This window comes from Savagea serpentis, from assembly GCF_015351395.1.
Lineage (GTDB): Bacteria > Bacillota > Bacilli > Bacillales_A > Planococcaceae > Savagea > Savagea serpentis.
This window is the reverse complement of the sequence record NZ_JADKPV010000005.1, coordinates 36257-61296: the sequence shown is the minus strand read 5'-3', so window position 1 is coordinate 61296 and position 25040 is coordinate 36257. Positions and strand designations below refer to the sequence as shown.

Sequence of the window (25040 nt, the reverse complement as noted above, 5' to 3'; positions counted from 1 at the left end):
CTCCTATTTCGGGTGTTTTATTTTAATATTTAAGCGTTGTACATCGCGATGTCTCGTTCGTCTTCTTTTTTACGAATATTGCGTACGACGTACACGAGTCCGTACACGATCGGTGTATCTAAAATAGCGACGATAAATTTAAAAATGTATTGTGATACGATCATCGCGAGTAATGCTTGTATCGGCATCGTTCCTGTAAATGCAATTAAAATAAAAATGGCCGTATCCGCAAATTGACTTACCATCGTTGACGCGTTGTTGCGCAACCATAGCTTTTTAGTACCGTGGCGTTTTTTCAAGCGGTCAAAAATGATGACATCGATATTTTCGCTGACTGCATAAGCGATTAAACTCGCTAATGTGACACGAAAGCTTCCAGCAAAAATAAGCTCAAATGCTTGTTGATTTTCATAAAAAGAAGCGGCCGGAAAACGTATTGCAATCCAAATGAATCCGAGCGCGAACACTTGAGCGATGAGCCCAGCAAATACGGTGCGACGTGCATATTTCTTTCCGTATGTTTCTGTAATGACATCTAAAATTGGATACGTAAAGACGTAAATGATGACCGCTGCTGGTAAGACGACCCAATCGCCAATCGCAATTAATTTGACGGCGATGACATTAGATAATAGTAACAATCCGACGAAAATTCCAGTTAAATATTGTAACATCACTTGATTTATCGGTTGTCGATTGGCTCAGGGTGTAAATCGTGATAGAGCAATCGTTGTTCCGCCATTTTTTCATATTTTGTACCTGGTTTTCCGTAGTTTACATACGGATCGATCGATAAGCCGCCACGTGGTGTAAACTTCCCCCACAATTCAATGTAGCGTGGGTCTAACAATTCAATTAAATCATTGACGATAATGTTAATGACGTCTTCGTGGAAATCTCCATGATTACGGAAACTAAATAAATAAAGCTTCAATGACTTACTTTCGACTAATTTTTTATCCGGAATAAAACTTAAATACAATGTCGCAAAATCCGGTTGATTCGTCTTCGGACAGAGCGATGTGAACTCTGGACAATTAAACTTCACGAAGTAATCTCGCTCCGTATGCAAATTATCAATCGCTTCTAATACACCCGGTGAATATTCAAATAAATAGTCCGTATTTTCACTTCCGAGTAAAGTGACATCCGGCATTTGGCAATCTGTTCTTCCTGCCATGTTGCATTCCTCCTCAAATTGTCCCTGAAGGAAAACACAAAAAACGCGCTACTATAGAAGTAGCGCGTGAAAATGCGTATTCCATAGTTTTTTATAGAGGGTCGCTATGAACCTCTCCTACTAATAGGGATATGTTATTCAGGTCATTACTTTAATATAAGAATGACGAGTTGTCAAATCCTCGTTTCATTTTGGAACCGACATAACCGGAAACGATGAATAAAATAATACTCGTAATGATGAATCCAGTGTTGATGGAAACATTTAATGCTCCAATGATGCTAGAGCCGACGAATACGCCAATTGAGAAAAATCCGTAAAAATATCCATACGCTTTTCCCCGAACCTGTTCCCCTGTGCTGTCGATAAGTAAGGAATTAATCGATGGGAATAAAAGGGCAAATCCCGTACCGTAAATCGCCATCGTGCTATATAAAATCCACGTTTCTTCAAATAAGCCGAGAAGAAGCATGCTGACAGCCATAAGAGATAATCCAATTGTAAATGTAATAATTGGGCGCACACGATCAAAAATGCGATTTGTCGGTAATAAAAAAATCAAAACAGCGACGAATCCGAACGTGCTAAACAAAAAGGCGCTCATATTTGTTGAATCTCCCGGTTGGTTCACTTTTAAAGGTAGTAATAGTGCGAGTACACCTTGAGAAAACATGAGGAAAAACGCACCTGCAAAAGATCGAAGTACGAAAGGGTTTTGGAAAAGTGCTTTCACTTCACCTTCGTGAATGACCGGCTTTTCTTTTTTCTTCACAATTTCTTTGCGGAGCAAAATAAAGGCGATGCCCCCTAATAAAAGCATAATCGCTCCGTTAATTCCCATTACGTAAGCGGGGCTTTTAATACTTGAGACAATGCCTCCGAATGCGGGTCCGATAATCGCAGCAAGACCGACAAAGGCACCAGAGATTGCAACGTTTCGCCCCCGTTTATTTTCTTCGCTGCGATTAGCAATAAAAGTAAATGCTGCAGGAACGATTAAACCTTCTGTAAAACCGTGTAACAAACGAACGCTAATTAATGTGATCGTATAGTCGACTGTCGTATATAAGAAAAGCGCGACGGCAGAACTTAATAAACCGGCGACGAGAACGTAAAACGGTCCGTATTTGTCGGTTAAAAATCCACTGATCACATTTCCAAACAAGTTAGAAAACGAGTAAATTCCGACGACGAGTCCGAGGACAAATCCTGTTGCGCCTAACGCTTGTCCCATCGGCGTCATGATCGGCAATTGGGTAAATAAATCAAAAAATGAGAAAAACACAATGAAATAAATAAAAATTCGCATAAGGCACTCCTTCACAAAAAGTCCATCCTCTTTTCATTGTACAACTCTAACATGAATTCAACATGGACAAAAATGAAAAGTTAGCAAAAAATAAAAAAGAACGTTAAAATAAAACAAATGGTCACAAAGGAGAGATGGAAAATGATTCAAGTAGGTATTGTCGGATATGGAAATTTAGGACGCGGTGTCGAATACGCGATTCAAAAGACTGAAGATTTAGAACTTGTCGGTGTATTTTCACGACGCGCACCGGAGACGGTAGAAACAGTATATGCGGAAACGAACGTATATGCATTAAATACAATTTTAGATTTTAAAGAAAAAATCGATGTCCTCGTCTTATGTGGAGGCTCGAAAGATGATTTACCGCAACAAACACCGGAACTTGCGGAGCATTTCGCCGTTGTCGATAGTTTTGATACACATGCGAACATTCCTGACCATTTCGCAAAAGTAGATGAAGCAGCTCAAAAAGGAAAACAAGTCGCGATCATTTCAACAGGATGGGACCCAGGTTTATTCTCCTTGAACCGCATCATGATGGAAGCGATTATTCCAGACGGGAAAACAGACACTTTTTGGGGGAAAGGATTGAGTCAAGGACATTCGGACGCTGTTCGTCGTGTAGACGGTGTAAAAGGCGGCGTTCAATATACGATTCCATCAGAAGTCGCGATGGAAAAAGCACGTTCTGGCTCGAAAGAAGAACTGGAGACGAAAGAAAAGCACGTACGTGAATGTTATGTCGTGTTAGAAGAAGGAGCAGATGCAAAAGAAGTAGAGCAAGCAATCGTTACGATGCCGAACTACTTCGAACCGTATGACACGACTGTTCATTTCATTACAGAAGAAGAGCTCGCACGTGATCATCAAGCGATGCCACATGGTGGTTTTGTCATTCGCAGTGGACAAACAGGAGAAGGAACGAATCAGACGATGGAATTTTCTTTAAAATTAGATTCCAATCCAGAATTTACATCGAGTGTGCTCGTCGCTTATGCGCGCGCAGCAGCACGTCTCGCAAAAGAGGGAGTTGTCGGAGCACAAACGCCATTTGACATCGCACCGAAATACATTCACCCGAAAACGAATGAGCAATTACGTAAACAATACTTGTAATTGTTTCGTTTCTCGAAAGAATTCATTATAATAGAGAAGATGATGAATTAAAGGAGAATGTAGGATGACGAAATTAGACGCAGATTTACAAATGTTAAAAGAGTTAACCGATGCGAACGGAATCGCAGGTAACGAACGCGCCGTTCGCGAAGTGATGAAGTCGTATATCGAACCGTATGCGGATGAGATTACATATGACGGCCTCGGTTCACTCATTGCTAAAAAAGAAGGACAAGCAGACGGACCACGCATCCTCGTTGCGGGTCACTTAGATGAAGTTGGTTTCATGGTGACACGCATCGACGATCAAGGATTTTTACGTTTCCAAACAGTCGGCGGCTGGTGGAGCCAAGTGATGCTTGCACAACGCGTGACAGTCATTACACGTGAAGGTAAAACGATCACAGGCGTCATCGGTTCAAAACCACCACATATTTTACCAGCGGCAGCACGCAATAAGCCGGCAGATATTAAAGATATGTTTATCGATATCGGCGCGGCTTCGAAAGAAGAAGTGTTAGAGTGGGGCATTTTACCAGGAGATATGGTTGCGCCGTATTTTGAATTTACGGTGATGAATAATCCAGACTATTTATTAGCAAAAGCATGGGACAATCGTATTGGAATTGCGATTGCGATTGACGTGATGCGCAAATTAAAAGATGAAAAACATCCGAACATTTTATTCAGTGCAGGAGCGGTACAAGAAGAAGTTGGCTTACGTGGAGCGAAAACGGTGACACGTCAAGTGAAGCCGGATATCGGATTTGCAGTAGACGTTGGCATTGCCGGTGATACACCTGGAATTTCACCAAATGACGCAACGAGCAAAATGGGAGAAGGCCCACAAATTATTTTATACGATGCTTCCATGGTCTCTCACCGCGGTTTACGCAATCTTGTCGTCGAAACAGCAGAAGAAAACGATATTCCATATCAATTCGATGCGATTGCAGGCGGAGGAACAGACGCTGGTTCAATCCACGTGTCAAATGAAGGAGTACCGTCATTAGCGATCACAATCGCAACACGTTACATCCATTCGAACGCGGCGATGCTTCACCGTAAAGACTATGAAAATGCAGTCGACTTACTCGTCGCAGTCATTAAAAAATTAGACGCAGATACAGTAGCCCAAATTAAATTAAGTTAATCATAAGCGATCTTTCTCATCGGAGGAAGGTCGCTTTTTTAGTGAAAGACCGTCAATTAATTCAGAAAAATGAATACAGTTGTATAAAAACATATAAAATCTTTTGATTTTAAAATAAAAATACAGTTGACTTTATATTTATACAATTGTATACTCCTTTTATACAGTTTGAAAAGAAACGGGGCTGACAATATTGACGAACGAACAACAAATGTTACAGCAACTTAAAAATAGAGATATGCTGTCATTATTAGACTATACAAGCGAAGAAATCGAATTTTTATTACAGTATGCGGTCAAGTTAAAAGCGAAACTACATGCAGGTGAAACAGTCGATATTTTAAAAGGAAAGACGCTCGGTATGATTTTCGAGAAACATTCGACGCGTACGCGTATTTCATTCGAAGTCGGAATGCAACAACTCGGTGGATACGGTATGTTTATGAATGCGCGTGACTTACAAATTGGCCGTGGGGAATCGGTGTATGATACGGGGAATGTAATGAGCGAATATTTGGATGGCATTATGATTCGTGCCAACTCACACGAAATGGTGAAAGAATTAGCCGAACATTCTTCCATTCCAGTCATCAACGGGTTAACGGATATTTTCCACCCATGTCAAGCGCTTGCGGACATGTTGACGATGATTGAAATTAAAGGGAATATTAAAGGATTGAAAATTGCATATATCGGAGACGGTAATAATGTGGCGCACTCATTGATGATTGCAGCTGCTCACCTCGGCTTGCATGGCGTTGTCGCTTCACCGAAAGGATATGAATTCGCAGAAGAGCTCATTCCGAAAGTGCAAGCAATTGCGGAACAAAACGGTGGTTCATTCACGGTGACGAACGATCCGATTGCAGCGGCAACGGATGCGGATGCGATTTATGCAGACGTTTGGACGAGCATGGGGCAAGAAGAAGAAGCTGAGCAACGTTTGAAAGATTTTAAAGATTATCAAATTAACGATGCGCTCGTCTCACATGCGAAAGACGATTACATGTTTTTACATTGTCTCCCAGCTCACCGTGAAGAAGAAGTGACAACATCGGTTATCGATGGACCGAACTCGCACATTTTCCAACAAGCTGGAAATAGACTTCACGCCCAAAAAGCAGTACTTGCAGCAGTGATGCAATAAATGATGGAGCACCTTTTTCAAAAGGCGTAACGCTATTTTGAAAAAGGTGCTTTTTTGTACAGAAAACCTTCTTTTTTTATCGAAACACGTTACAATAAAAGAAGCTCAATGATAGAAAGGAAATCGGTATGAAAGAAATTACATCGAGTCAAAATAATCTCGTCAAACAGTGGCGAAAATTAATCGATAAAAAGAAAGAGCGTGAACAGACGGGACAGTTTATCGTCGAAGGGTTTCATCTCGTAGAAGAAGCGATGAAAGAAGGATTAGCGATTCAAGTAATGATGACAGAAGATGTCGTTACACCTTTTTCATTAAATGATGTTGAAACGATTTTAATTACAGAAGAAATTGCAAAACTACTCGCTGAGACAGAAACGAGTCAAATGATTTTCGCGCATTGTAAAAAGAAACAATCGAGTTTAGACGAAGTAAAAGGGAAACGCTTTTTACTCATCGACGCAGTCCAAGACCCGGGCAATGTCGGCACGATGATTCGCACAGCGGACGCTGCAGGGGTTGACGGCATTATTTTAGGGAAGGGAAGTGCGGATGCGTACAATTCAAAAACATTGCGTGCAGCACAAGGCTCGCATTTCCATGTCCCGATCATTCAGATGGATTTACAAGAAGCAGTGGAACACTTGCAAGCACGTCATATTCCAGTACTCGCAACAGGTTGGACCGAGCAAGCGATCAATTATCGCGATGTCGAGACGGAGTCATTTGCCATCATCGTTGGCAATGAAGGAAGCGGTGTGGCCACACATTTGTTAGAAATGTCTGACGAAGTCATTTACATTCCGATGCCTGGTCGTGCAGAATCGTTGAATGTCGGCATAGCGACAGGGATTTTACTTTTTCACTTTGCATAAGTGAAAAAAGCTTGATATACTAGATATGAATGAAATAATAAATGCGTGATGAGTAGGAAGAGTACGTTATGATTGTCATTCTGAGGAAATTCGCATCGTAGACTGGAAATGCGAATATGACAGCTTAGCCGAAGTTCACCCTACGAGCAGCCACCAGGACCACAAATGTGTAAAGGTGTGCCGGTTCCGAGCCGTTAATCGTTACAATGAAGTGACTGCTGATAAAAGCAGTAATTCAGGGTGGTACCGCGAACTCGTCCTCGTCCCTATATTTATAGGGGCGAGGACTTTTTATTTTTTACATAATCGAAAGGAGCAAGAGCATGGAAACAAAATTACAGCAATTAAAAGAAGAAGCGTTATTGAAAATTAAAGAAGCGCTCGACACGAAAGAATTAAATGACATTCGAGTGAAGTATCTCGGGAAAAAAGGTCCGATTACCGATTTATTAAAAGGGATGGGAAAACTTCCAGCGGAAGAACGTCCAAAAATTGGGCAATTAGTGAATGTCATTCGTGAAGAAGTGACGACGTTTTTAGAAAGTAAAAAAGCAGATTTAGAAGAGCAAGCATTGAATGAACAATTGGCAAAAGAGACGATTGATGTCACATTGCCAGGTCGTCCGGTCAATGTCGGAAACCATCACCCGATCACACGCGTAGCGGAAGAAATTGAAGATTTCTTCTTAAGTATGGGGTATGAAATTGCGGAAGGTCCAGAAGTAGAACGTGACTTTTACAACTTCGAAGCTTTGAACTTACCGAAAGATCACCCAGCACGCGATATGCAAGACTCATTTTACATTTCAGAAGAGACATTATTGCGTACACATACATCACCTGTTCAAGCGCGCACGATGGAGAAAAAAGAAGGCGCACCAATTAAAATTATTTGTCCAGGTAAAGTGTACCGCCGAGATTCAGATGACGCGACACATTCACACCAGTTCTCACAAATCGAAGGACTCGTCGTAGGAGAAAATATTCGCATGAGCGATTTAAAAGGAACACTCGACTTATTTGCGAAAAAGATGTTCGGTGAAGAGCGTGAAATTCGTTTACGTCCAAGCTTCTTCCCATTTACAGAACCTTCTGTCGAAATGGACATTTCATGTTTCAAATGTGGCGGAGACGGTTGTAACGTATGTAAAAAAACAGGCTGGATTGAAATTTTAGGCGGTGGAATGGTTCACCCGAACGTTCTCGAAATGGCAGGGTACGATTCGAAAACGATGACAGGATTCGCATTCGGTATGGGTCAAGAGCGTATCGCGATGTTGAAATACGGAGTAGAAGACATCCGTCATTTCTTCACGAACGATATGCGCTTCATCTCACAATTCGGGCGAACAGAACAATAAGGAGGAACGGAACATGTTAGTATCTACGAAATGGTTAAACGATTACGTCAAAATAGATGATCAAGATGTGTTTGAACTTGCGGAGCGCATTACACGTTCAGGAATTGAAGTCGATGCGGTACTCGTACGCGGACACGATATGCAAAATGTTGTCGTCGGAGAAGTAATGGAATGTGAAAAACATCCAGAAGCGGACCGATTAAACATTTGTCAAGTGAACGTCGGAGGAGAAGAGCTTCAACAAATTATTTGTGGAGCGCCGAACGTAGCGAAAGGACAAAAAGTCATTGCAGCTTTACCAGGAGCTGTCCTTCCAGGTAACTTTAAAATTAAAAAAGCGAAACTGCGCGGTGAAGCTTCTCACGGGATGATTTGTTCACTTCAAGAGCTCGGAGTAGAAGGAAAAGTCGTTGCGAAAGAATTCGCAGAAGGCATCTACGTCTTACCAGAAGATGCGAAAGTTGGCGATTCAGCGCTTGACTACATCGGATTAGACGACGTCGTCTATGAGTTCGATTTAACACCGAACCGTTCAGATGCACTGAGCATGCTCGGTGTCGCATTTGAAGTAGGAGCGATTTTAGATCGACCAATCCAAATGCCTGCGGTGCAATACGATCCGATTTCAGAACGAGCATCGGATTATATTTCAGTCCAAATTGATGCGAAAGAACAAAACCCATTGTACGCGGCGAAAGTTGTGAAAAATGTTAAAATCGGTCCGTCCCCAATGTGGATGCAAAACGTTTTAATGTCAGCAGGTATTCGCCCGCACAACAACGTCGTGGACATTACGAACTTCGTGTTATTAGAGTTCGGTCAACCACTTCACGCATTCGACTACGATAAATTAAACTCGAAAGAAATCGTCGTTCGTTTAGCGGAAGAAGGCGAAAAGATGACGACATTAGACGAGCAAGAACGTGAATTAACAGCGTCAGACCTCGTCATTACGAACGGAAAAGAGCCGGTCGCATTAGCAGGTGTCATGGGTGGAGGAAACTCGGAAGTGACAGAAAATACGACAACAGTCGTCATCGAAGCAGCATACTTCGATCCAGCAACGGTCCGTCGCACATCACGTCGACTCGGTTTACGTAGTGATTCAAGTGCACGTTTCGAAAAAGGAGTCGATCCGAACCGCGTCTTATTAGCAGGAGAGCGTGCGGCTCAATTGATGGCTCAATACGCAGGTGGAGAAGTGTGTGAAGGAACAGTTTCTATTGACGAACTCGATCGCACACCGAAACGTATTATTTTATCACCAGACGATGTGAACAATCGTCTCGGGATGAAAATTAGTTTAACGGAAATGTTATCGATCCTTGGTCGCTTAAACATTCCGACAACAGTGGAAAACGGAAAAATGATCATCGATGCGCCGACGCGTCGAGTAGATCTTGCGATTCCAGAAGACATCGTGGAAGAAATTGCACGTATGTCCGGGTATGATAACATTCCGAAAACATTACCAGTGACGGCGACAACACCAGGGAAATTAACGAACTATCAAGCGAAACGTCGCATCGTACGTCGTTATTTAGAAGGTGCTGGTTTGTATCAGGCAATCACGTATTCATTAACGAGTGAAGCAAAATCACAACGTTACGCAATCGAAGAAGATACGTTGACGAAATTGATGATGCCGATGAGTGAAGAACATAGCACATTGCGTCAAAGCTTAGTGCCGAGCTTGCTCGATGTCGCAACGTACAACGTGGCTCGTCGTAATGAAACAGTCCTCATGTATGAAACAGGTTCCGTTTACTTAGGGAAGCAAGAAGATGGGCTTCCGAGAGAGGTGGAACGTGTCGCAGCGGTGATGACAGGTGACTGGCTTAACCATATGTGGCAAGGAGAAACGAAAAAAGTTGATTTCTTCGTCGCAAAAGGTGTCGTAGAAGGATTGTTCGCTGAACTCGGACTCGCTCAACGTGTTCGTTACGAAGCAGCTTCAATCGACGGCATGCACCCTGGCCGTACAGCTCACGTTTTACTCGACGATGTCGTTGTAGGGTTCGTCGGTCAAGTCCATCCGACAGTTCAAAAAGAACAAGACTTGAAAGATACATTCGTCTTCGAATTGAACTTACATGCGATTTTACATGAAACAGCAGGAGCACTCGTTTACGAACAAGTATCTCGCTATCCATCGATTTCACGTGATATCGCACTCGTTGTGAAACGCGATACGACAGTGGCAACGCTTCAAGAAATTATTCAGGAAGCAGGCGGGAAATTGTTGAAACACGTACGCCTTTTCGACCTTTATGAAGGGGACAATGTCGCAGCAGATGAAAAATCAGTCGCATTTTCTCTCACATATTTCGATTCGACACGTACATTGACGGATGAAGAAGTTGTCCAAGCGCATGATAAAGTATTAAAAGCATTAACAGAAAAAGCGAACGCAACATTGCGTGCATAGTAAAAAAAGAACTCCGTTTTAGTGTGGTGCTGATAGTGATGAATAGGTTTTTAAAAATTGGCATAGTCGTAAGATTCACGGCTATGCCTTTTGTCTTGCCTTCTAACACCGTTGATTTGCCCTTCAGGTGGACGCTTTCCGCGGGCATGGCTTGAGCCTCCTCGGAAGAAAATCACTTCCTGCGGGGTCTCAAGACTCATGCTTTTCCCGCAGGAGTCGCCACCTTACGTTCCAATCAACTGGTCTGCATCTTTACAGTTGGTTCTATTTCAATTGCTCCGATACAGTTTAAGAAGAAAAAGTGCTTAAATCATTTGAACTTGCACGACTACTAGTTTTCACGTTGTACGGTACTTTCGTTTTCTTTCCATTTCTCATTTCTTCTTTCCAGCAGCAAAATATATCGTGTTCTTTCATTTCCGCTGGAATATTTTCAATATCACACACAGAAAATACACACCTCCTTTGACTTTAAAGTTTTTTAGCTATTCAATTGTCAAGAACGGTGAGGGAAATGTTCCATCAGTATGTTTGTCTAATCTGCCTTTTCACTTATGAACCCTTCAAAAAATTATACAGTTGTAAATAAGTCCCTCACCTATAAGCGAATAATTTGATCTATTCGAACCATTTTATAAAATAAGTGAATATATCACGATTAAATGATAAAATAGAACTGTCATTTAACTTTAAGGGAGGAATATTAAATGGCTGTTTCCTACAAAAAACTTTTTCATTTACTAGTTGATAGAGATATTTCAAATAGTGAACTACAAAAGATGGCTGGTTTCTCAGGTAATATAATGACTCGAATGAAACGTGAACAATATATTTCATTAGAAAGCGTTGAAAAGATATGTAATGTTTTAGATTGTAAAGTGGATGATATTTTGGAATTTACATCTGATAAATAGAGAGGACGGTTTTACGAATGATTAAAAATACATGGGATAAGAATGAAAATGCATCGGCAAACAAAAAGGAAATAACAGTATTGAAAGAACATTTTCCAGCTTGTTTTAAAGAAGATGGCTCGTTTGATATTGAAAGATTCAAAGAATATTTAAGTGAAGATATTAATGTTGTAAATGAAGGCTATGAGCTAAAGTTTTTAGGTAAAAACTATGCTAGATTACTTGTGACTTTAGAAACCGAAACAGTTATTGTGCCAAATGAAGAGCATAATCAAAAAGAAGAAAATAAAAATAGTGAAAACATTTATATTACTGGAGATAATTTAGATGGTTTGAAACATTTATTAAAGTCTTATGCTGGTAAAGTGAAGTGCATATATATTGATCCTCCATACAATACAGGATCAGATGGCTTTGTGTATAATGACAACTTTAATTTTACAATTGAAGAATTAACGGAGAAATTAAGTATAGGTGAAGAGCAAGCACAAAGAATTTTAGATTTAACAAAACGAGGCTCAGCTTCACACTCTGCTTGGTTAATGTTTATGTATCCAAGATTACAACTAGCTAGAGATTTACTATCTGATGACGGTGTGATTTTTATTTCGATTGATGATAATGAACAAGCAAATTTAAAGTTGTTGTGTGATGAGGTTTTAGGTGAAGAGAACTTTGTATCTTTGAATATTCATAAAAACAACTCCAATAAAAATCAAACAAATTTAATCGGAGTATCAACTGAATATGTATGTTGTTATGTTAAAAGTAAAGATTCATTAGACAATGTTAAATGGCGAGTACAAAAAAAAGGAACAAGAGATATTCATGCTCTGTTTTCTAGATTGAAAAAACAAGGTTATTCTAACGACAAAATACTTGAAGAAGTAAAAGATATGTATAAACGACCAAAATATAGTCACTTAAGTAGATGGAATAAAGTTGATGATAAAGGAGTGTTTAAGGATGCAGACTTATCTAGAAATGGTGGACCAAAAGATTACACTATAATTAACCCGCACACTGGAGAAGAGTGTGTTATACCAAATAGAGGATGGGGAAAATCCTATGAAGAATTACTGAGATTACAAGAAGAAGACCTTATTTATTATGGTGACCCTAACACTCCACCAGGATTTAAGGATTATATAAATAGCGATAGCCCAACTGTAGTAGATAGTTTTTGGTATTTTGATAATTCAACAGATACAAGATTTCTCAGGGAGCTATTTGGTGGAGATGTTTTTGATAATCCAAAACCAGTAGAAATGATACAACAGATTCTTGAATTTACTACTAATGAAAATGATATTATAGTAGATTTTTTTGCTGGATCTAGCACGACCGCTCATGCAGTTATGAATGCGAATACACTTAACAATCACAATCTCAAATATATAATGATTCAATTGGATGAAGAGGTTCAAAAAAATTCATTTGCTTTTGAGTCAGGATATAAAACAATTGATCAAATTGGTCGTGATAGAATTACTAAATGCTCTAATATTATAAAAGATAATAATGAGGATCTTAAGAAAGATTTAGGGTTTAAACATTTCATTCTAAAGAAACCTACAAATGATACTATAAATAAATTAGTAGAATTCACACCAAAGAAAGATGAAATGATTATCAACAATACAATACTTGATGAATTCGGTGTTCCAACAGTTATCACCACATGGTTAAACAATGATGGCTATGGACTCACGACTGAAGCGGAAAAAATTCTGTTTGCAGACTATGAAGCATACTACAAAGACAAGCATTTATATTTAGTACATCCAGAATTGCCAAATGAGGCAATAGAAGAACTTGTTGTGAAGTATGAAACGGATGGAAGTTTTAATCCAGAAAACATTGTATTATTTGGTTATAGCTTTACCTGGACAGAACTTGAATCACTCAAAACTAATTTAAAGCGACTACAAGATACGGAGAAAAATTTACGTATTAATTTTGACGTACGTTATTAATTGGAGGGATATCATTGGAACTAATATTACAACGTAGTTTACCTCATCAACAAAAAGCAGTTGATGCTGTAAGTGCTGTTTTTAATGGTGTTCAAATCGAGCCTCCTAAACAGTATTTTGAAAATCCATCCATCGACTTAACTGATGAGATAATCAAGCATAATATCACTAATATTCAATCAGATTTACCAGCAGAATATCGTGGGTTTACACCACCGACTAACCATTTAAGTTTAGACATCAAGATGGAAACAGGAACAGGTAAAACCTATGTCCATACACAGATGATGTATGAACTGCATAAAAGATATGGCATTAATAAATTTATTATTGCTGTACCTTCATTAGCAATTAAGGCGGGTACTGCTCATTTTCTTCAAGATGAATATGTGAAAAGACACTTTTCTGATGTATGTGGTTATGGAACGGAGATAGAAGTTGGTGTGTTAGAATCTCCAAAAAGTTGTAAAAAAGGGAGAACTTATTTTCCGAGTGTTGTTAGTGATTTTGTACGTGGTTCTTCACAAAACACAAAGAAAATTCATGTATTGCTTGTGAATATGCAATTACTAACAGTTCGCAAAAATGGTCTGCTTAGTCGTGATGATTATGATTATGGTGCAGAAGGGTTTTATCGTCCCTTCGATGCCTTAAAAGCAACAAAACCATTTGTCATTATTGATGAACCACATCGTTTTTCACGTGATCAGAAGGCATATCAAGTGATTGAAGAAGAAATACAACCACAAAGCATTATTCGTTTTGGTGCTACCTATCCCGATATGACAAGTGGTCGTGGAAAGAACAGAACAACAAGAAAAGATTATCAAAATTTACTCTATGATCTAAATGCTTGTCAGGCCTTTAATTTAGATTTAATTAAAGGGGTTGCAAAAGAACATTTTGAACCTATATCTAAGCAAGTTGAAAAAGTTAAAATTACAACGATAAAAAGAAATGACTATGTTAATTTTCAATATAAAAAGAAAGATGAAGCCAATAAGACATTCACTCTTAAAAAGGGAGATTCACTTTCTGTTATACATCAGGCCTTTGAAGGGATTACGATTGAAGCAATCGGTGGCTCGTTTGTCGTATTCTCGAATGGAATAGAGAAACAAACAGGTGAGGAACTTGATGTAGATATATATATGACTTCATACCAAGAACAAATGATGCGCTTGGCATTAGAAAGACATTTTGAAACGGAACGTACAAACTTTACTGAACGAAATTTTAAAATAAAAACATTAGCATTGTTTTTCATTGATGATATTGCTTCATACCGAGATAGTGAAGATGGGAAAGTTCCTTATTTAAAAAACACATTCGAACAACTACTAAAAGAACGAATTGAAAAAGAACTATCCACATTAACAGAATATGAAGCGGAGTATAAAGCCTATTTAGAGGCTAGTTTAGCTGATATAAGTGCCTGTCATGCGGGATATTTTTCACAAGATAACAGTGATTCAGATGAAGATATTGCAAATGAAGTGGAAACCATCTTGCATGGTAAAAAACAATTATTATCTTTTAAGAAAAAAGATGGTACACCGAATACGTTACGTTTCTTATTTTCAAAGTGGACTTTAAAAGAAGGATGGGACAATCCTAACGTTTTTACAATCGCTAAATTACGTTCAAGTGGTAGCGAAAACAGTAAGCTTCAAGAGGTAGGACGTGGACTCAGACTTCCAGTAGATGAACATGGAAACCGTATTTCTAATGAAGAATTTCAACTGAATTACATCGTTGACTTTACTGAAGCGGACTTTGCAGAAAGGCTTGTAGAACAAATTAATGGAGAAATTCCACAAGCTGCAATGATTACAGAAGAACAACTTGCTAAAGTAGCTTCAAAATTAGCGATTACTTCTGATGATTTATTTGATATTTTATATGACAAACAGTATATCGATCGCAAAATGAATATTAATGTAGAAAAACGTGATGAGTTTTTTGCAGAATTCCCAGACTTTGAAATGGGCTTATCATCTGGAAAAGTAAAAGATAGAAATAAAAACAAACCGAAACCTGTTAAAATTCGTAAAGGTGCTTATAATGAAATTCGTGAACTATGGGAAAAAATAAACCAACGTTACTTACTCTTTTATGATAGAGATTTAGATAAAGATATGAAAGATGTTGTGCTTTCTATTTTAGAAGAGCAAGGTGTGTTTACAGATGTTGTGATGACGAGTCAACGTGAAGTAATTCAAAGTGATGGTACAACCATGACAATTGCGGATAAAACAGGCTTACAATATGTTGTTTCAAGAACGATTCCTTACAATGAATTTTTACTTAGGATTATGCGAAGTACCAATATTCCCATTGAAACAATTCATCAAGCCTTGTGTGAATATGTAGAAAAGATCGGTGAATTTGATTCGAAATATATTAATGAAAGTTCTGTAAGTGTCATTATTCAAAAGTTTAATGAATGGAAGAATACAAACTTACAAGGACGTTTCCATTATGCGAAAAGTGAAACACCTGTTACTTCAACAGCTCTTTCTCATGCCGATGGGACTCCACGAGAAACTATTTCACAGGGTAGAATAGGAACGAAAATTGCACCTGGAACACCAAGTGATAAGTACTTATATGATGCCTTTGCTTACGATTCACCGATGGAGCAGAAAAATATTTCTACCGATATAGAAGAGGTTATTGTTTACGGAAAGATACCGCGAAACAGTATCGCAATTCCAACAATAACAGGTGGAATGTATAGCCCTGACTTTATGTATGTTGTTAGGCGAGCAACGGGTGAAAAAGAATTAAATATCGTTGTTGAAACGAAAGATGTTGAAGATAAAACAAATATACGTGGTACAGAAAATGCAAAAATACAATGTGCAAAAGTATTTTTTGATGCCTTATCTGAAGATGGTTATAAAGTTTACTTCCATGATCAACTAAACAATAAGCAAATGGCACAGATTATTAAGGAAGTTTTGCGGGATAAGTAAATATGAGTTTGAATGGAGGTTCAATTATTGAAGTTCAATAATTATATAGAAAATGTATATCGTGAATTATTACCTTATCAGAACATTGAATATGAAGATTTGTACCAGACATTTAAAAATTCTAAATTACAAGAGATATTTTCTACTATTCATCATTTATTAATAGATAATTATAAAGCTATGAATAGTCGTCTACCTACTAGAGAAAATACAGCACATTTTTGGGCAGATAATAGTCGAGATTTAATATTAGCTATTGAGTGCATTCAGGGTTTGCAGCGAGGTTTAAAAAATAGTTCTTATAAATTCACTATAGACCCTTATTACGAAAAAGTTATTAACAAATCGAAAAGTTTTTTATCCAATTCAGGCGGAAGTGAAATTCCGCCTTTTATGGAGAAAGTCGAACTGTACTACACAATACCAATTTTTAATTCACAGGATTCTATAGATATAGAATCTCTATATAATTCTTTAAATGTTGAGTTGAAGTTTATTGGGGAAGGCTCCTACGCTAATGTTTATAAATATAAAGACCCGTTTTATAAAAAGTCTTTTGTAGTTAAAAGAGCTAAAGATAATTTAAATGCTAAAGAAATAGAAAGATTTCAGCGTGAATTTAATGCGATGAAAGGATTTAAGTCACCATATATAGTAGAAGTATATAATTATGATGAAAATAAAAATGAATATTATATGGAATATATGGATGCAACACTGGATGAATACATTCAAAAAAATAATACTAAATTAAATGTTGCTAGAAGAATCGGTATTGTAAGACAGATATTAAGGGCTTTTGAATATATTCATTCTAAAGAAAGTTTACACAGAGATATAAGCCCGAAAAATATATTGATTAAGATTTACGATGATGTGACCGTCATTAAAATTGCTGATTTTGGTCTAATCAAAATACCAGAAAGTCAATTGACAAATATGTGGACTGAGTTTAAAGGTTATTTTAATGATCCATCGCTTATTGTCGATGGTTTCCACACTTACGATATGGTACACGAGACTTACGCATTAACTAGAATAGTTATTTTTGTTATGACAGGGAAAATCAATTTGAATAACATAGATGATGTAGATATTAAATCTTTAATGCAAAAGGGACTATGCTCAGAAAAGGAAGAAAGATTTCAATCAGTCGAAGAGTTAACACATTTTTTTAACAACCTAACATTTGATAATTTAATATAAGTTTAAAGAGATGATTAGCATGGGTACATCTTTAGGTTGGTTAAAAGGGCAAGTAGATAATATAAGTTTTGATGAATCACTGTTCCATATAAGTTATGGAGATAATAAATATATATTTGGTGCAATCCACACAGTCGAAGAAGACGAAGTTGACATATTTGCTATTAGTTCTATTTACGATACAATAATTGATTTAAATACCAAAATAAAATATTCGTTCGATGCGGTTGTAAAGTGCAATCCATCAGAAAACTTAATGGAACATAAAATGTTTGAAAAACCATCAGAAAATGAAATGAAAGCCTTATACTATATAGAAAACATGATTTTTCGAACTAGTACATTATGGGATATGTTAGCACAGTTATGTAATGTTTTTTGGAAAATAAATAGACCGATAGATAAAATCTATACAGGAGCATTCTTTCATGATTATTCACAAGGGAAAAATAAAAAGATATTTGCAAAAGATGTTTATAATTACTTTAAAGAAACAGATGAAATTAAAGGTGATTTAGAGAAATGGAAAGGTAATTTTGAATATATTAAAGAATATCGTAACAAAATGACCCATAGAAATTCACCTAATATCACTAGTCTTTCTAACTTTGGTATGCAGTTAAGACCTCCTGCTATTTTTATACTTAAAAGAGTTACGGAAGATTACTTAAAAGCCATCAAATTTATAAAGAGAATTTTAGACGATATTTTTACAGAACTAGAAAAGGGCACTCCTAGTGAGTAGCCCTTTTCTAACCGTCTAAAGCCTGTCATTCCGCATATTTTATTTTGATCACTACCAGCAATCCCCATTAGAGTGCTTTTTTACGTCAATTTTTTCTTCGCTTTCAATGTATTCGCAAAATGCCATTTTGTCATACTACGCAATACGTCTTCCCCTTGCTGTTTCCATATGCGTGCAGCGACTTGATCGACTTTTGCGCTCGCTCCTTTCGGAATCGTCACACCTGCTCGCTCTGACAACTGGTCCATTTCTTCTAAAAAAGCGACGCGTGCTAAAATGGAAGCAGCAGCGACACTCACATGGATTTGTTCCGCTTTCGTCGCAAATAGCACGCGCTCGTTCACAACCGTTGGAACGTCTGATAAGTAGCGATAGTAGGTGCTCGCTTCAGCGAACTGATCGATTAAAATATAATCGTATGGAGTGTCATCCAGTTTTCGCAATACGTGCAATAACGCTTGATTATGCATCATCCCTTTCATTTTGCCTTGGCTCATTCCAGAAGCTTGTAATTCATTATACTTTGGATTTGGTAAAACGAGCGTACTATGAATGAGTGATTCCTTTAATGCGGGTGCCATTTGGCGCATTAGATCATCGGTTAACATTTTGGAATCTTTTACACCGTATTCCGTCACCCATCCGATTTCGGAAGCGGGAACGAAGCAGGCAGTGACAGTGATCGGTCCGAAATAGTCGCCCGTACCGGTTTCATCAGAACCGATCACAGAGAGTGCGGCAAGATTTTCTGGTAAATGCGTTTCTGTCGTTTTTGTGCTTGGGCGCTTTGGAGAAGGAGCATTCGGGGACCCGAATTGTTGAGCGAGTTCTGCTGCGCCTCCTCCTTGGAAGAGTACTTTTTTTGAATTGTAAATCGTGACCGTTACCGTTCCAACTTTAAAACAGAAGCGAACACCAGGGGCATTACGTTCGATTTTATTTGATTGATAACGCTCGATTAATTGCTCAATTTCTCGTTCTGTCATGACGAGGGTCGTGTTGCTCAAAGAGATCCCATCCTTTTCTCGATAACAAACGTATACGTTCATTCATCATTATGTTAAAATTAGTATATCATTTTTCTTATCCAATGATTCATTTCATGGTATGATAAACATTCAATGTACAGTCGGTAGGGGGTTGAGAGTGTGGCGGATGAAGAGAAAAATCGTGTGGAAGTCGATATTTATGGACAATCTTACACGATTGTTGGAAAAGAGAGCCGAGAACAAATGCGACTCGTTGCGACGATGGTCGATGATAAAATGCGCGAAATACGCAAAGTAAATCCGGCATTAGACAGTACGAGACTCGCTGTACTCACCGCTGTGAACAGTGTGAACGAACAAGTGAAATTGAAAGAACAAATAAAACAATTACAACTACAGTTGGAACAATTGAAGGGTTGACAGGCCGAGATGTTTGATATTTTAATACTATTATTATTAGGAATTGGTTTAGCTTTAGGTTTTCATCGAGGACTTATTATGCAATCGATTCGTTTTTCAGCACTTTGGATCGCTATTTTAATCGCATATTTACTTTATAAAAAAATTGCTTCTTATTTTGTATTATGGGTGCCTTATCCCAATGTGCAAGCGCATGAAAAACTGACATGGGCTGCAAAAGAGCTCGATTTAGACATTACATTTTATAATGCTTTAGCATTCGTCGCACTGTTTTTCGTTAGTTATGTGTTGCTACTCATTGTGGTCGCCATGTTTGATTATATGCGATATGCATATGTATTGAAGTTTGAAACGAGATTTATAAGTGCAGCGATCGGATTTATAGAAATGTATTTTATTTTATTTTTTATTTTTTCGGTGATGGCATTATTACCTCTCGACTTTGTACAAGGGATTGTCAATCGCTCATTTTTCATGAGAATGATGTTTGAACATACGCCATTATTGTCGCGTATTATGCAAAATTGGTGGTTTTCGTATATGACAAATTAAGCTTCCCACATTGAGCGGGGAGCTTTTTTCGAGGTGAGGAAATGGACAAAAAAACAATTATTCGCACATTGGAACAAATTGCACTACATATGGAGTTACTCGGGGAAAACCCATTTAAAATATCCGCCTTTCGAAAGGCGGCGAACACTTTAGAGTTAGATGGTCGCAGTTTGGCGGAAATGGACGATATTTACGAACTGAAAGGGATTGGAAAAAGTACGGGAACGGTCATTCAAGATTTAATCGAAAAAGGAGAATCAGAAACATTGAAAGAATTGGAACGAAAAGTTCCAAGGTCGATGCTAGATATGTTGAAGATTCCTGGACTCGGAGGGAAGCGAATTGCTAAAATTCGTGAAGCATTAGGCATTGAATCGATCGAAGCGCTATACGAAGCAGCAAAAGCAAATGAAATTAGTCAGTTGCCCGGTTTTGGAAAAAAGACAGAACAAAACTTTATTGAAGCGATTGAACAATTAAATGAACGCAGTGATAAACATCCACTTTGGCTCGTTGAAAAAATGGTGAAAGAAGTGGAGAAAGCTCTCAATCAAATTGAGCAAGTGAAGAAATACGAAGCGACAGGCAGTTATCGTCGTCGTGAAGAAGAGAGTAGCGACTTAGACTTTATTGTCGTTACAGACGAACCTGACTCGGTGACGAAACAGTTGAAAGAGCTTCTACCAATCGATTCAATTATCGGAAGTGGGGAGTCGAAATTTTCCTTTACTGCTCGCTTTGACGAATATGTCGATGTTGACATACGTTTCGTGACAGCAACGCAATTTGCGACAGCAATTCACCATTTTACAGGCTCAAAAGACCATAACGTAAAAATGCGTCAACGGGCAAAAGAACGCGGTGAAAAAATTAGTGAATACGGTGTCACTTTGAAAGATGGCACGATGCAAACGTTCGATACAGAAGAACAGTTTTTCAATCATTTTGATTTACCATTTATCCCACCGAACTTACGCCAAAATGGGACAGAATTAGAAAAGTTAGACGAAATGGAGCGCATGGTGAAGCTTGAGCATATGAATAGCGATCTTCACATGCATACGACGTGGTCAGACGGGGCATTCTCTATCGGTGAAATGCGAGAAGCGCTGAAAGCAAAAGGATATACACATGCGGTCATCACCGACCATTCTCAATATTTAAAAGTAGCGAACGGATTAACACCAGAGCGCTTATTTGAACAACAAAAGGAAATTGCAGCATCGAACATAGATGATTTTCTATTGTTAAGTGGGACAGAAATGGATATTTTACCAGATGGTTCTCTCGACTTCGATGATGAGGTGCTTGCAAATCTGGATTTCGTAATCGCTTCGATTCATTCGAGCTTCAATCAAAAAGAAGAAGAGATTATGCACCGTCTTCACGAAGCGATGAAAAATCCTCACGTCGACATGATTGCACATCCGACAGGACGCGTCATTGGCAAGCGAGATGGGTATGCGATCAACATTCCCCAATTTTTGCAGTGGGCGAAGCAATATCATAAAATTGTAGAAGTAAATGCGAGCCCGTATCGTCTCGATTTAAGTGTGGAACATTTAAAATTGGCGAAAGAACTCGGTGTATGGATTGCAATCAATACAGATGCGCATGCGATCGATCAATTGGATTATATGGAACTCGGTGTATTGCATACACAAAAAGCGTATATAGAACGAGAACAAATCGTCAATACGTGGACGAAAGAGCAATTTTTAGAAAGAATTGTTCATAAATGAAAGGAAGTGTAAGACATGGAATCACGTGTCTTGAAAACTTTAGAATATGATAAAGTGATCGAACAAGTCGCGACGTTTTGTGCGACGACGATTGGAAGAGAGGCGATTCAATCGCTTCAGCCTTCTACGGAATTAACGGCTGTACAGGAAATGTTAAATGAAACGGATGAAGCGCTCGCTGTTTTGCGTGTGAGAGGACATGCGCCACTCGGCGGAATCTTCGATATAAAACCCCACGCCAAACGCGCGCAAATTGGTGGGATGCTATCTGCACAAGAACTGATGGAAATTGCGAGCACGATACGAGCGAGTCGTATAATGCGTCAATTTATTGAATTGCTTAACGACGAACAGGAAATCACGATACCGTTACTCGTCGCGAAAAAAGATGAATTGCCGATTGTTACACAATTAGAACATGAAATTAACCGTGCGATTGACGATAATGGAAAAGTATTAGATAGCGCTTCGAGCACGTTGCGAAATATTCGTCAAAAATTGCGCACTGCCGAATCGCGCGTACGTAGCCGTTTAGAAAGTTATACACGCGGTGCAAATGCGTCGAAAATGCTTTCGGATTCTATCGTGACGATTCGAAATGACCGCTTCGTTTTACCAGTAAAAGCAGAGTACCGCTCGCATTATGGTGGCATTATTCACGATATGAGTGCGTCGGGTCAAACATTATTTATCGAACCAGATAGCGTTGTGCAAGCGAATAACGATATTCGTGAGCAAAAGATGAAAGAAAAAGAAGAAATTGATAAAATTTTAATGACATTGTCGGGACTAGTCCAAGAAGTAGCGCACGATCTATTCACTTTAATTGACGTGCTCGCTACATTCGATATCGTTTTTGCGAAAGCACGTTACGGAACGGAACATAAATGTACGAAGCCTGAAGTGAATGATAAAGGGTATATGAAATTGACGAAAGCGCGCCATCCGTTACTTCCTATAGAAGAAGCAGTTGCAAATACGATTGAATTTGGCGACGATGTGACGACGATTGTCATCACAGGACCGAATACGGGTGGTAAAACCGTTACGCTTAAAACGGTCGGACTGTGTACGCTTATGGCACAATCAGGTCTGCCGATTCCTGCACTTGATGGTTCAGAAGTGGCGGTCTTTGAATCGGTCTATGCGGATATTGGAGACGAGCAGTCAATCGAACAAAGTTTAAGTACGTTTTCTGCTCATATGGTGAACATCGTCAGCATTTTAAAGAAATTTAACGAACGTTCCCTCCTTCTCTTTGACGAATTAGGCTCAGGGACAGATCCACAAGAAGGAGCAGCACTTGCGATCGCTATACTGGATGAAGTACACGGAACAGGTGCACGTGTTATGGCGACGACTCACTATCCAGAATTGAAGGCTTACGGTTATAATCGACCTGGTGTCGTCAATGCGAGCGTGGAGTTCGATATCGATACATTGAGCCCAACGTATCGTTTATTAATCGGAGTACCTGGGCGCAGTAATGCATTCGAAATTTCAGATCGTCTCGGATTGCAACATCATATTATTGACCGCGCACGATCTTTCACAGGGGAAGATCGTGGTGAAGTGAATACGATGATTGCAAGCCTTGAGAAGAGTCGTGTGGATGCAGAAAAAGATGCTGAGCAAATGGCAAAGCAACTAGCAGAAGCAGAACAATTGCGTGAAGAGCTTGAGCAAGAGTTAGAAGAGCTTCGCAAAAATGAAGAGCGTCTTGTAGAAAAAGCGACACATCGCGCGGAGAAAATTGTAGCGAAAGCGGAAGCTGAAGCGGAAGAAGTGATGCAAGAGCTACGGGATTTAAGGCTGTATGCACGCGCTGACGTCAAAGAGCATGAGTTGATCGAAATGCGCAAACGTTTAGAAGGGGCAAAACCAGAACGAGTGAAGAAAGAAGGCCCTAAAAAGACGACGATGCGACCTTTAAAAGTGGGTGACGAAGTGAAATCTCTTGACTATGGTCAAAAAGGAACACTCGTTGACAAGCTAGATGATGGACAATGGGTCGTGCAAATCGGTATATTAAAAATGAACTTGCAAGAAGACCGTTTAGAATATGTAAAACCAGAAAAAGAGCAAAAACCTGTCACGACGGTACAACGTCACCGGGCACCAGCTAAAATGGAGCTCGATCTTCGAGGGATGCGCTATGAAGAAGCGATTCAGCGAACAGAGCAATATATTGACGATGCATTGTTAGCGAACTTACATCAAATTTCAATCATTCATGGTAAAGGAACAGGTGCCTTAATGAAAGGTGTTCAAAAAGTATTAAAACGTCACTCGCGTGTAAAAGAATATCGTTTCGGTGAAGCGGGTGAAGGTGGATACGGTGTAACAGTCGCTATATTGAAATGATGAAGGAGAATCATCTATGATGAAAACGAACTTTTGGTCACATCCACTCGTTGAAACAGCAGGCTATTTCAGCGTAGTCGTACTTTGTTTAATCGTTTCAATGGTTTTATTTGAAATGGTTACAAAATACAATAACTGGGAAGAAATAAAAAACGGCAATTTATCTGTCGCGCTCGCAACAGGAGGTAAAATTTTCGGGGTTGTCAATATTTTCCGCTTTTCCATACAGCAACATACCTCGTTGCCGACAATGATCGGATGGGGATTGTACGGTTTCACACTACTCGTTTTCGCCTATTGGCTATTTGAATTTTTAACACCGAAATTTCATGTAGATGAAGAAATTGAAAACGATAATCGGGCTGTCGGATTTATTTCAATGGCCATTTCAATTAGTCTGTCGTATGTTATTGGAGCAAGTATTGCATAGGAGTCGATCAAATGGAGCGCTTATCTAAAATCCTTATTTTAGCGTGTGTTATTTTTATCGCCATCGGAGTTTATTGGATGATGACGAACAGTCCATCTTAAAAGGAAAAATGTTAGTGAACCTTTGCGTTTACTAGCATTTTTTTTGTTATC

21 protein-coding genes and 1 riboswitch are annotated in these 25040 nt (G+C 38.8%); of the genes, 16 read left to right on the top strand and 5 right to left on the bottom strand.

The genetic code is table 11. The features are described 5' to 3' along the window. Positions 1-29 precede the first annotated feature (29 nt). The 3 genes from IRY55_RS09835 to IRY55_RS09825 all read right to left on the bottom strand — a co-directional run bounded on the left by IRY55_RS09835 (position 30) and on the right by IRY55_RS09825 (position 2489). Positions 30-674, bottom strand: coding sequence for a queuosine precursor transporter (locus IRY55_RS09835; protein ID WP_194563149.1), 645 nt, complete (start codon positions 672-674; stop codon positions 30-32). Positions 675-682: 8 nt separating this feature from the next. After that, positions 683-1180: a preQ(1) synthase gene (gene queF, locus IRY55_RS09830; RefSeq protein WP_194563148.1), complete on the bottom strand. Its 498-nt coding sequence runs from the start codon at positions 1178-1180 to the stop codon at positions 683-685. A gap of 77 nt (positions 1181-1257) precedes the next feature. After that, positions 1258-1301: riboswitch (PreQ1 riboswitch) on the bottom strand. Between the two features lie 30 nt (positions 1302-1331). Further along, complete coding sequence (locus IRY55_RS09825; protein WP_194563147.1) at positions 1332-2489, bottom strand: MFS transporter; 1158 nt, start codon at positions 2487-2489, stop codon at positions 1332-1334. Between the two features lie 141 nt (positions 2490-2630). On the opposite strand from IRY55_RS09825, the gene IRY55_RS09820 reads away from it, so the two are divergent. From IRY55_RS09820 to pheT, 6 genes are all read left to right on the top strand, one after another. Beyond that, positions 2631-3608, top strand: a complete 978-nt coding sequence (locus IRY55_RS09820; RefSeq protein ID WP_194563146.1) for a diaminopimelate dehydrogenase — start codon at positions 2631-2633, stop codon at positions 3606-3608. A gap of 64 nt (positions 3609-3672) precedes the next feature. After that, positions 3673-4761, top strand: a complete 1089-nt coding sequence (locus IRY55_RS09815) for a M42 family metallopeptidase (protein ID WP_194563145.1) — start codon at positions 3673-3675, stop codon at positions 4759-4761. Positions 4762-4972: 211 nt separating this feature from the next. Beyond that, positions 4973-5908, top strand: coding sequence for an ornithine carbamoyltransferase (gene argF / locus IRY55_RS09810; RefSeq protein ID WP_194563284.1), 936 nt, complete (start codon positions 4973-4975; stop codon positions 5906-5908). Positions 5909-6036: 128 nt separating this feature from the next. Beyond that, positions 6037-6783 carry a TrmH family RNA methyltransferase gene (locus IRY55_RS09805; protein WP_194563144.1) on the top strand — a complete coding sequence of 249 codons (747 nt, stop codon included), beginning with the start codon at positions 6037-6039 and terminating at the stop codon, positions 6781-6783. Between the two features lie 323 nt (positions 6784-7106). Further along, entirely contained in the window at positions 7107-8144 is a 1038-nt protein-coding gene (gene pheS / locus IRY55_RS09800; protein ID WP_194563143.1) for a phenylalanine--tRNA ligase subunit alpha, read from the top strand. Between the two features lie 13 nt (positions 8145-8157). Beyond that, on the top strand, positions 8158-10572 hold the full coding sequence (gene pheT / locus IRY55_RS09795; protein ID WP_194563142.1) for a phenylalanine--tRNA ligase subunit beta: 2415 nt from the start codon (positions 8158-8160) through the stop codon (positions 10570-10572). Positions 10573-10860: 288 nt separating this feature from the next. Here pheT and IRY55_RS09790 read toward each other — a convergent pair whose 3' ends face one another. Further along, positions 10861-11019, bottom strand: a complete 159-nt coding sequence (locus IRY55_RS09790) for a hypothetical protein (RefSeq protein ID WP_194563141.1) — start codon at positions 11017-11019, stop codon at positions 10861-10863. A 260-nt stretch (positions 11020-11279) separates the two neighbouring features. On the opposite strand from IRY55_RS09790, the gene IRY55_RS09785 reads away from it, so the two are divergent. Genes IRY55_RS09785 through IRY55_RS09765 form a run of 5 tightly spaced genes read left to right on the top strand, consistent with a single transcriptional unit; the run spans position 11280 to position 18391 of the window. Next, positions 11280-11486, top strand: coding sequence for a helix-turn-helix domain-containing protein (locus IRY55_RS09785; RefSeq protein ID WP_194563140.1), 207 nt, complete (start codon positions 11280-11282; stop codon positions 11484-11486). A 17-nt stretch (positions 11487-11503) separates the two neighbouring features. Beyond that, the gene (locus IRY55_RS09780) at positions 11504-13462 is read left to right on the top strand and encodes a site-specific DNA-methyltransferase (protein WP_194563139.1); all 1959 of its coding nucleotides are present in this window, start codon (positions 11504-11506) and stop codon (positions 13460-13462) included. 14 nt (positions 13463-13476) lie between these two features. After that, a complete protein-coding gene (locus tag IRY55_RS09775; protein ID WP_194563138.1) occupies positions 13477-16440 on the top strand; it encodes a type III restriction-modification system endonuclease in 2964 nt (987 codons plus the stop codon). Between the two features lie 27 nt (positions 16441-16467). Next, positions 16468-17646, top strand: a complete 1179-nt coding sequence (locus IRY55_RS09770; protein ID WP_194563137.1) for a protein kinase family protein — start codon at positions 16468-16470, stop codon at positions 17644-17646. Positions 17647-17665: 19 nt separating this feature from the next. Beyond that, entirely contained in the window at positions 17666-18391 is a 726-nt protein-coding gene (locus tag IRY55_RS09765) for a Cthe_2314 family HEPN domain-containing protein (protein ID WP_194563136.1), read from the top strand. Positions 18392-18471: 80 nt separating this feature from the next. On the opposite strand, the gene rnhC is transcribed toward IRY55_RS09765, so the two are convergent. Further along, complete coding sequence (rnhC, locus tag IRY55_RS09760) at positions 18472-19398, bottom strand: ribonuclease HIII (protein ID WP_235961120.1); 927 nt, start codon at positions 19396-19398, stop codon at positions 18472-18474. Between the two features lie 141 nt (positions 19399-19539). Here rnhC and zapA point away from each other — a divergent pair, with 141 nt between their 5' ends. From zapA to IRY55_RS09735, 5 genes are read left to right on the top strand one after another with little or no spacing between them, the layout of a single operon-like run. Further along, positions 19540-19800: a cell division protein ZapA gene (gene zapA / locus IRY55_RS09755; protein WP_194563134.1), complete on the top strand. Its 261-nt coding sequence runs from the start codon at positions 19540-19542 to the stop codon at positions 19798-19800. Positions 19801-19809: 9 nt separating this feature from the next. Continuing rightward, the gene (locus IRY55_RS09750) at positions 19810-20352 is read left to right on the top strand and encodes a CvpA family protein (RefSeq protein WP_194563133.1); all 543 of its coding nucleotides are present in this window, start codon (positions 19810-19812) and stop codon (positions 20350-20352) included. 41 nt (positions 20353-20393) lie between these two features. Beyond that, entirely contained in the window at positions 20394-22094 is a 1701-nt protein-coding gene (gene polX / locus IRY55_RS09745) for a DNA polymerase/3'-5' exonuclease PolX (protein WP_194563132.1), read from the top strand. Positions 22095-22109: 15 nt separating this feature from the next. After that, positions 22110-24458 carry an endonuclease MutS2 gene (locus IRY55_RS09740; protein WP_194563131.1) on the top strand — a complete coding sequence of 783 codons (2349 nt, stop codon included), beginning with the start codon at positions 22110-22112 and terminating at the stop codon, positions 24456-24458. Positions 24459-24474: 16 nt separating this feature from the next. Next, positions 24475-24888, top strand: a complete 414-nt coding sequence (locus tag IRY55_RS09735) for a DUF350 domain-containing protein (RefSeq protein ID WP_194563130.1) — start codon at positions 24475-24477, stop codon at positions 24886-24888. The last annotated feature ends 152 nt before the right edge of the window (positions 24889-25040 follow it).

Coding starts and splice junctions, on each gene's coding strand:
- IRY55_RS09740 (WP_194563131.1), top strand. CDS start 22,110: ATGGAATCACGTGTCTTGAAAACTTTAGAATATGATAAAGTGATCGAA.
- queF (WP_194563148.1), bottom strand. CDS start 1,180: ATGGCAGGAAGAACAGATTGCCAAATGCCGGATGTCACTTTACTCGGA.
- argF (WP_194563284.1), top strand. CDS start 4,973: ATGTTACAGCAACTTAAAAATAGAGATATGCTGTCATTATTAGACTAT.
- pheS (WP_194563143.1), top strand. CDS start 7,107: ATGGAAACAAAATTACAGCAATTAAAAGAAGAAGCGTTATTGAAAATT.
- IRY55_RS09825 (WP_194563147.1), bottom strand. CDS start 2,489: ATGCGAATTTTTATTTATTTCATTGTGTTTTTCTCATTTTTTGATTTA.
- IRY55_RS09780 (WP_194563139.1), top strand. CDS start 11,504: ATGATTAAAAATACATGGGATAAGAATGAAAATGCATCGGCAAACAAA.
- polX (WP_194563132.1), top strand. CDS start 20,394: ATGGACAAAAAAACAATTATTCGCACATTGGAACAAATTGCACTACAT.
- IRY55_RS09815 (WP_194563145.1), top strand. CDS start 3,673: ATGACGAAATTAGACGCAGATTTACAAATGTTAAAAGAGTTAACCGAT.
- IRY55_RS09785 (WP_194563140.1), top strand. CDS start 11,280: ATGGCTGTTTCCTACAAAAAACTTTTTCATTTACTAGTTGATAGAGAT.
- pheT (WP_194563142.1), top strand. CDS start 8,158: ATGTTAGTATCTACGAAATGGTTAAACGATTACGTCAAAATAGATGAT.
- IRY55_RS09835 (WP_194563149.1), bottom strand. CDS start 674: ATGTTACAATATTTAACTGGAATTTTCGTCGGATTGTTACTATTATCT.
- IRY55_RS09765 (WP_194563136.1), top strand. CDS start 17,666: ATGGGTACATCTTTAGGTTGGTTAAAAGGGCAAGTAGATAATATAAGT.
- IRY55_RS09805 (WP_194563144.1), top strand. CDS start 6,037: ATGAAAGAAATTACATCGAGTCAAAATAATCTCGTCAAACAGTGGCGA.
- IRY55_RS09750 (WP_194563133.1), top strand. CDS start 19,810: ATGTTTGATATTTTAATACTATTATTATTAGGAATTGGTTTAGCTTTA.
- IRY55_RS09820 (WP_194563146.1), top strand. CDS start 2,631: ATGATTCAAGTAGGTATTGTCGGATATGGAAATTTAGGACGCGGTGTC.
- IRY55_RS09735 (WP_194563130.1), top strand. CDS start 24,475: ATGATGAAAACGAACTTTTGGTCACATCCACTCGTTGAAACAGCAGGC.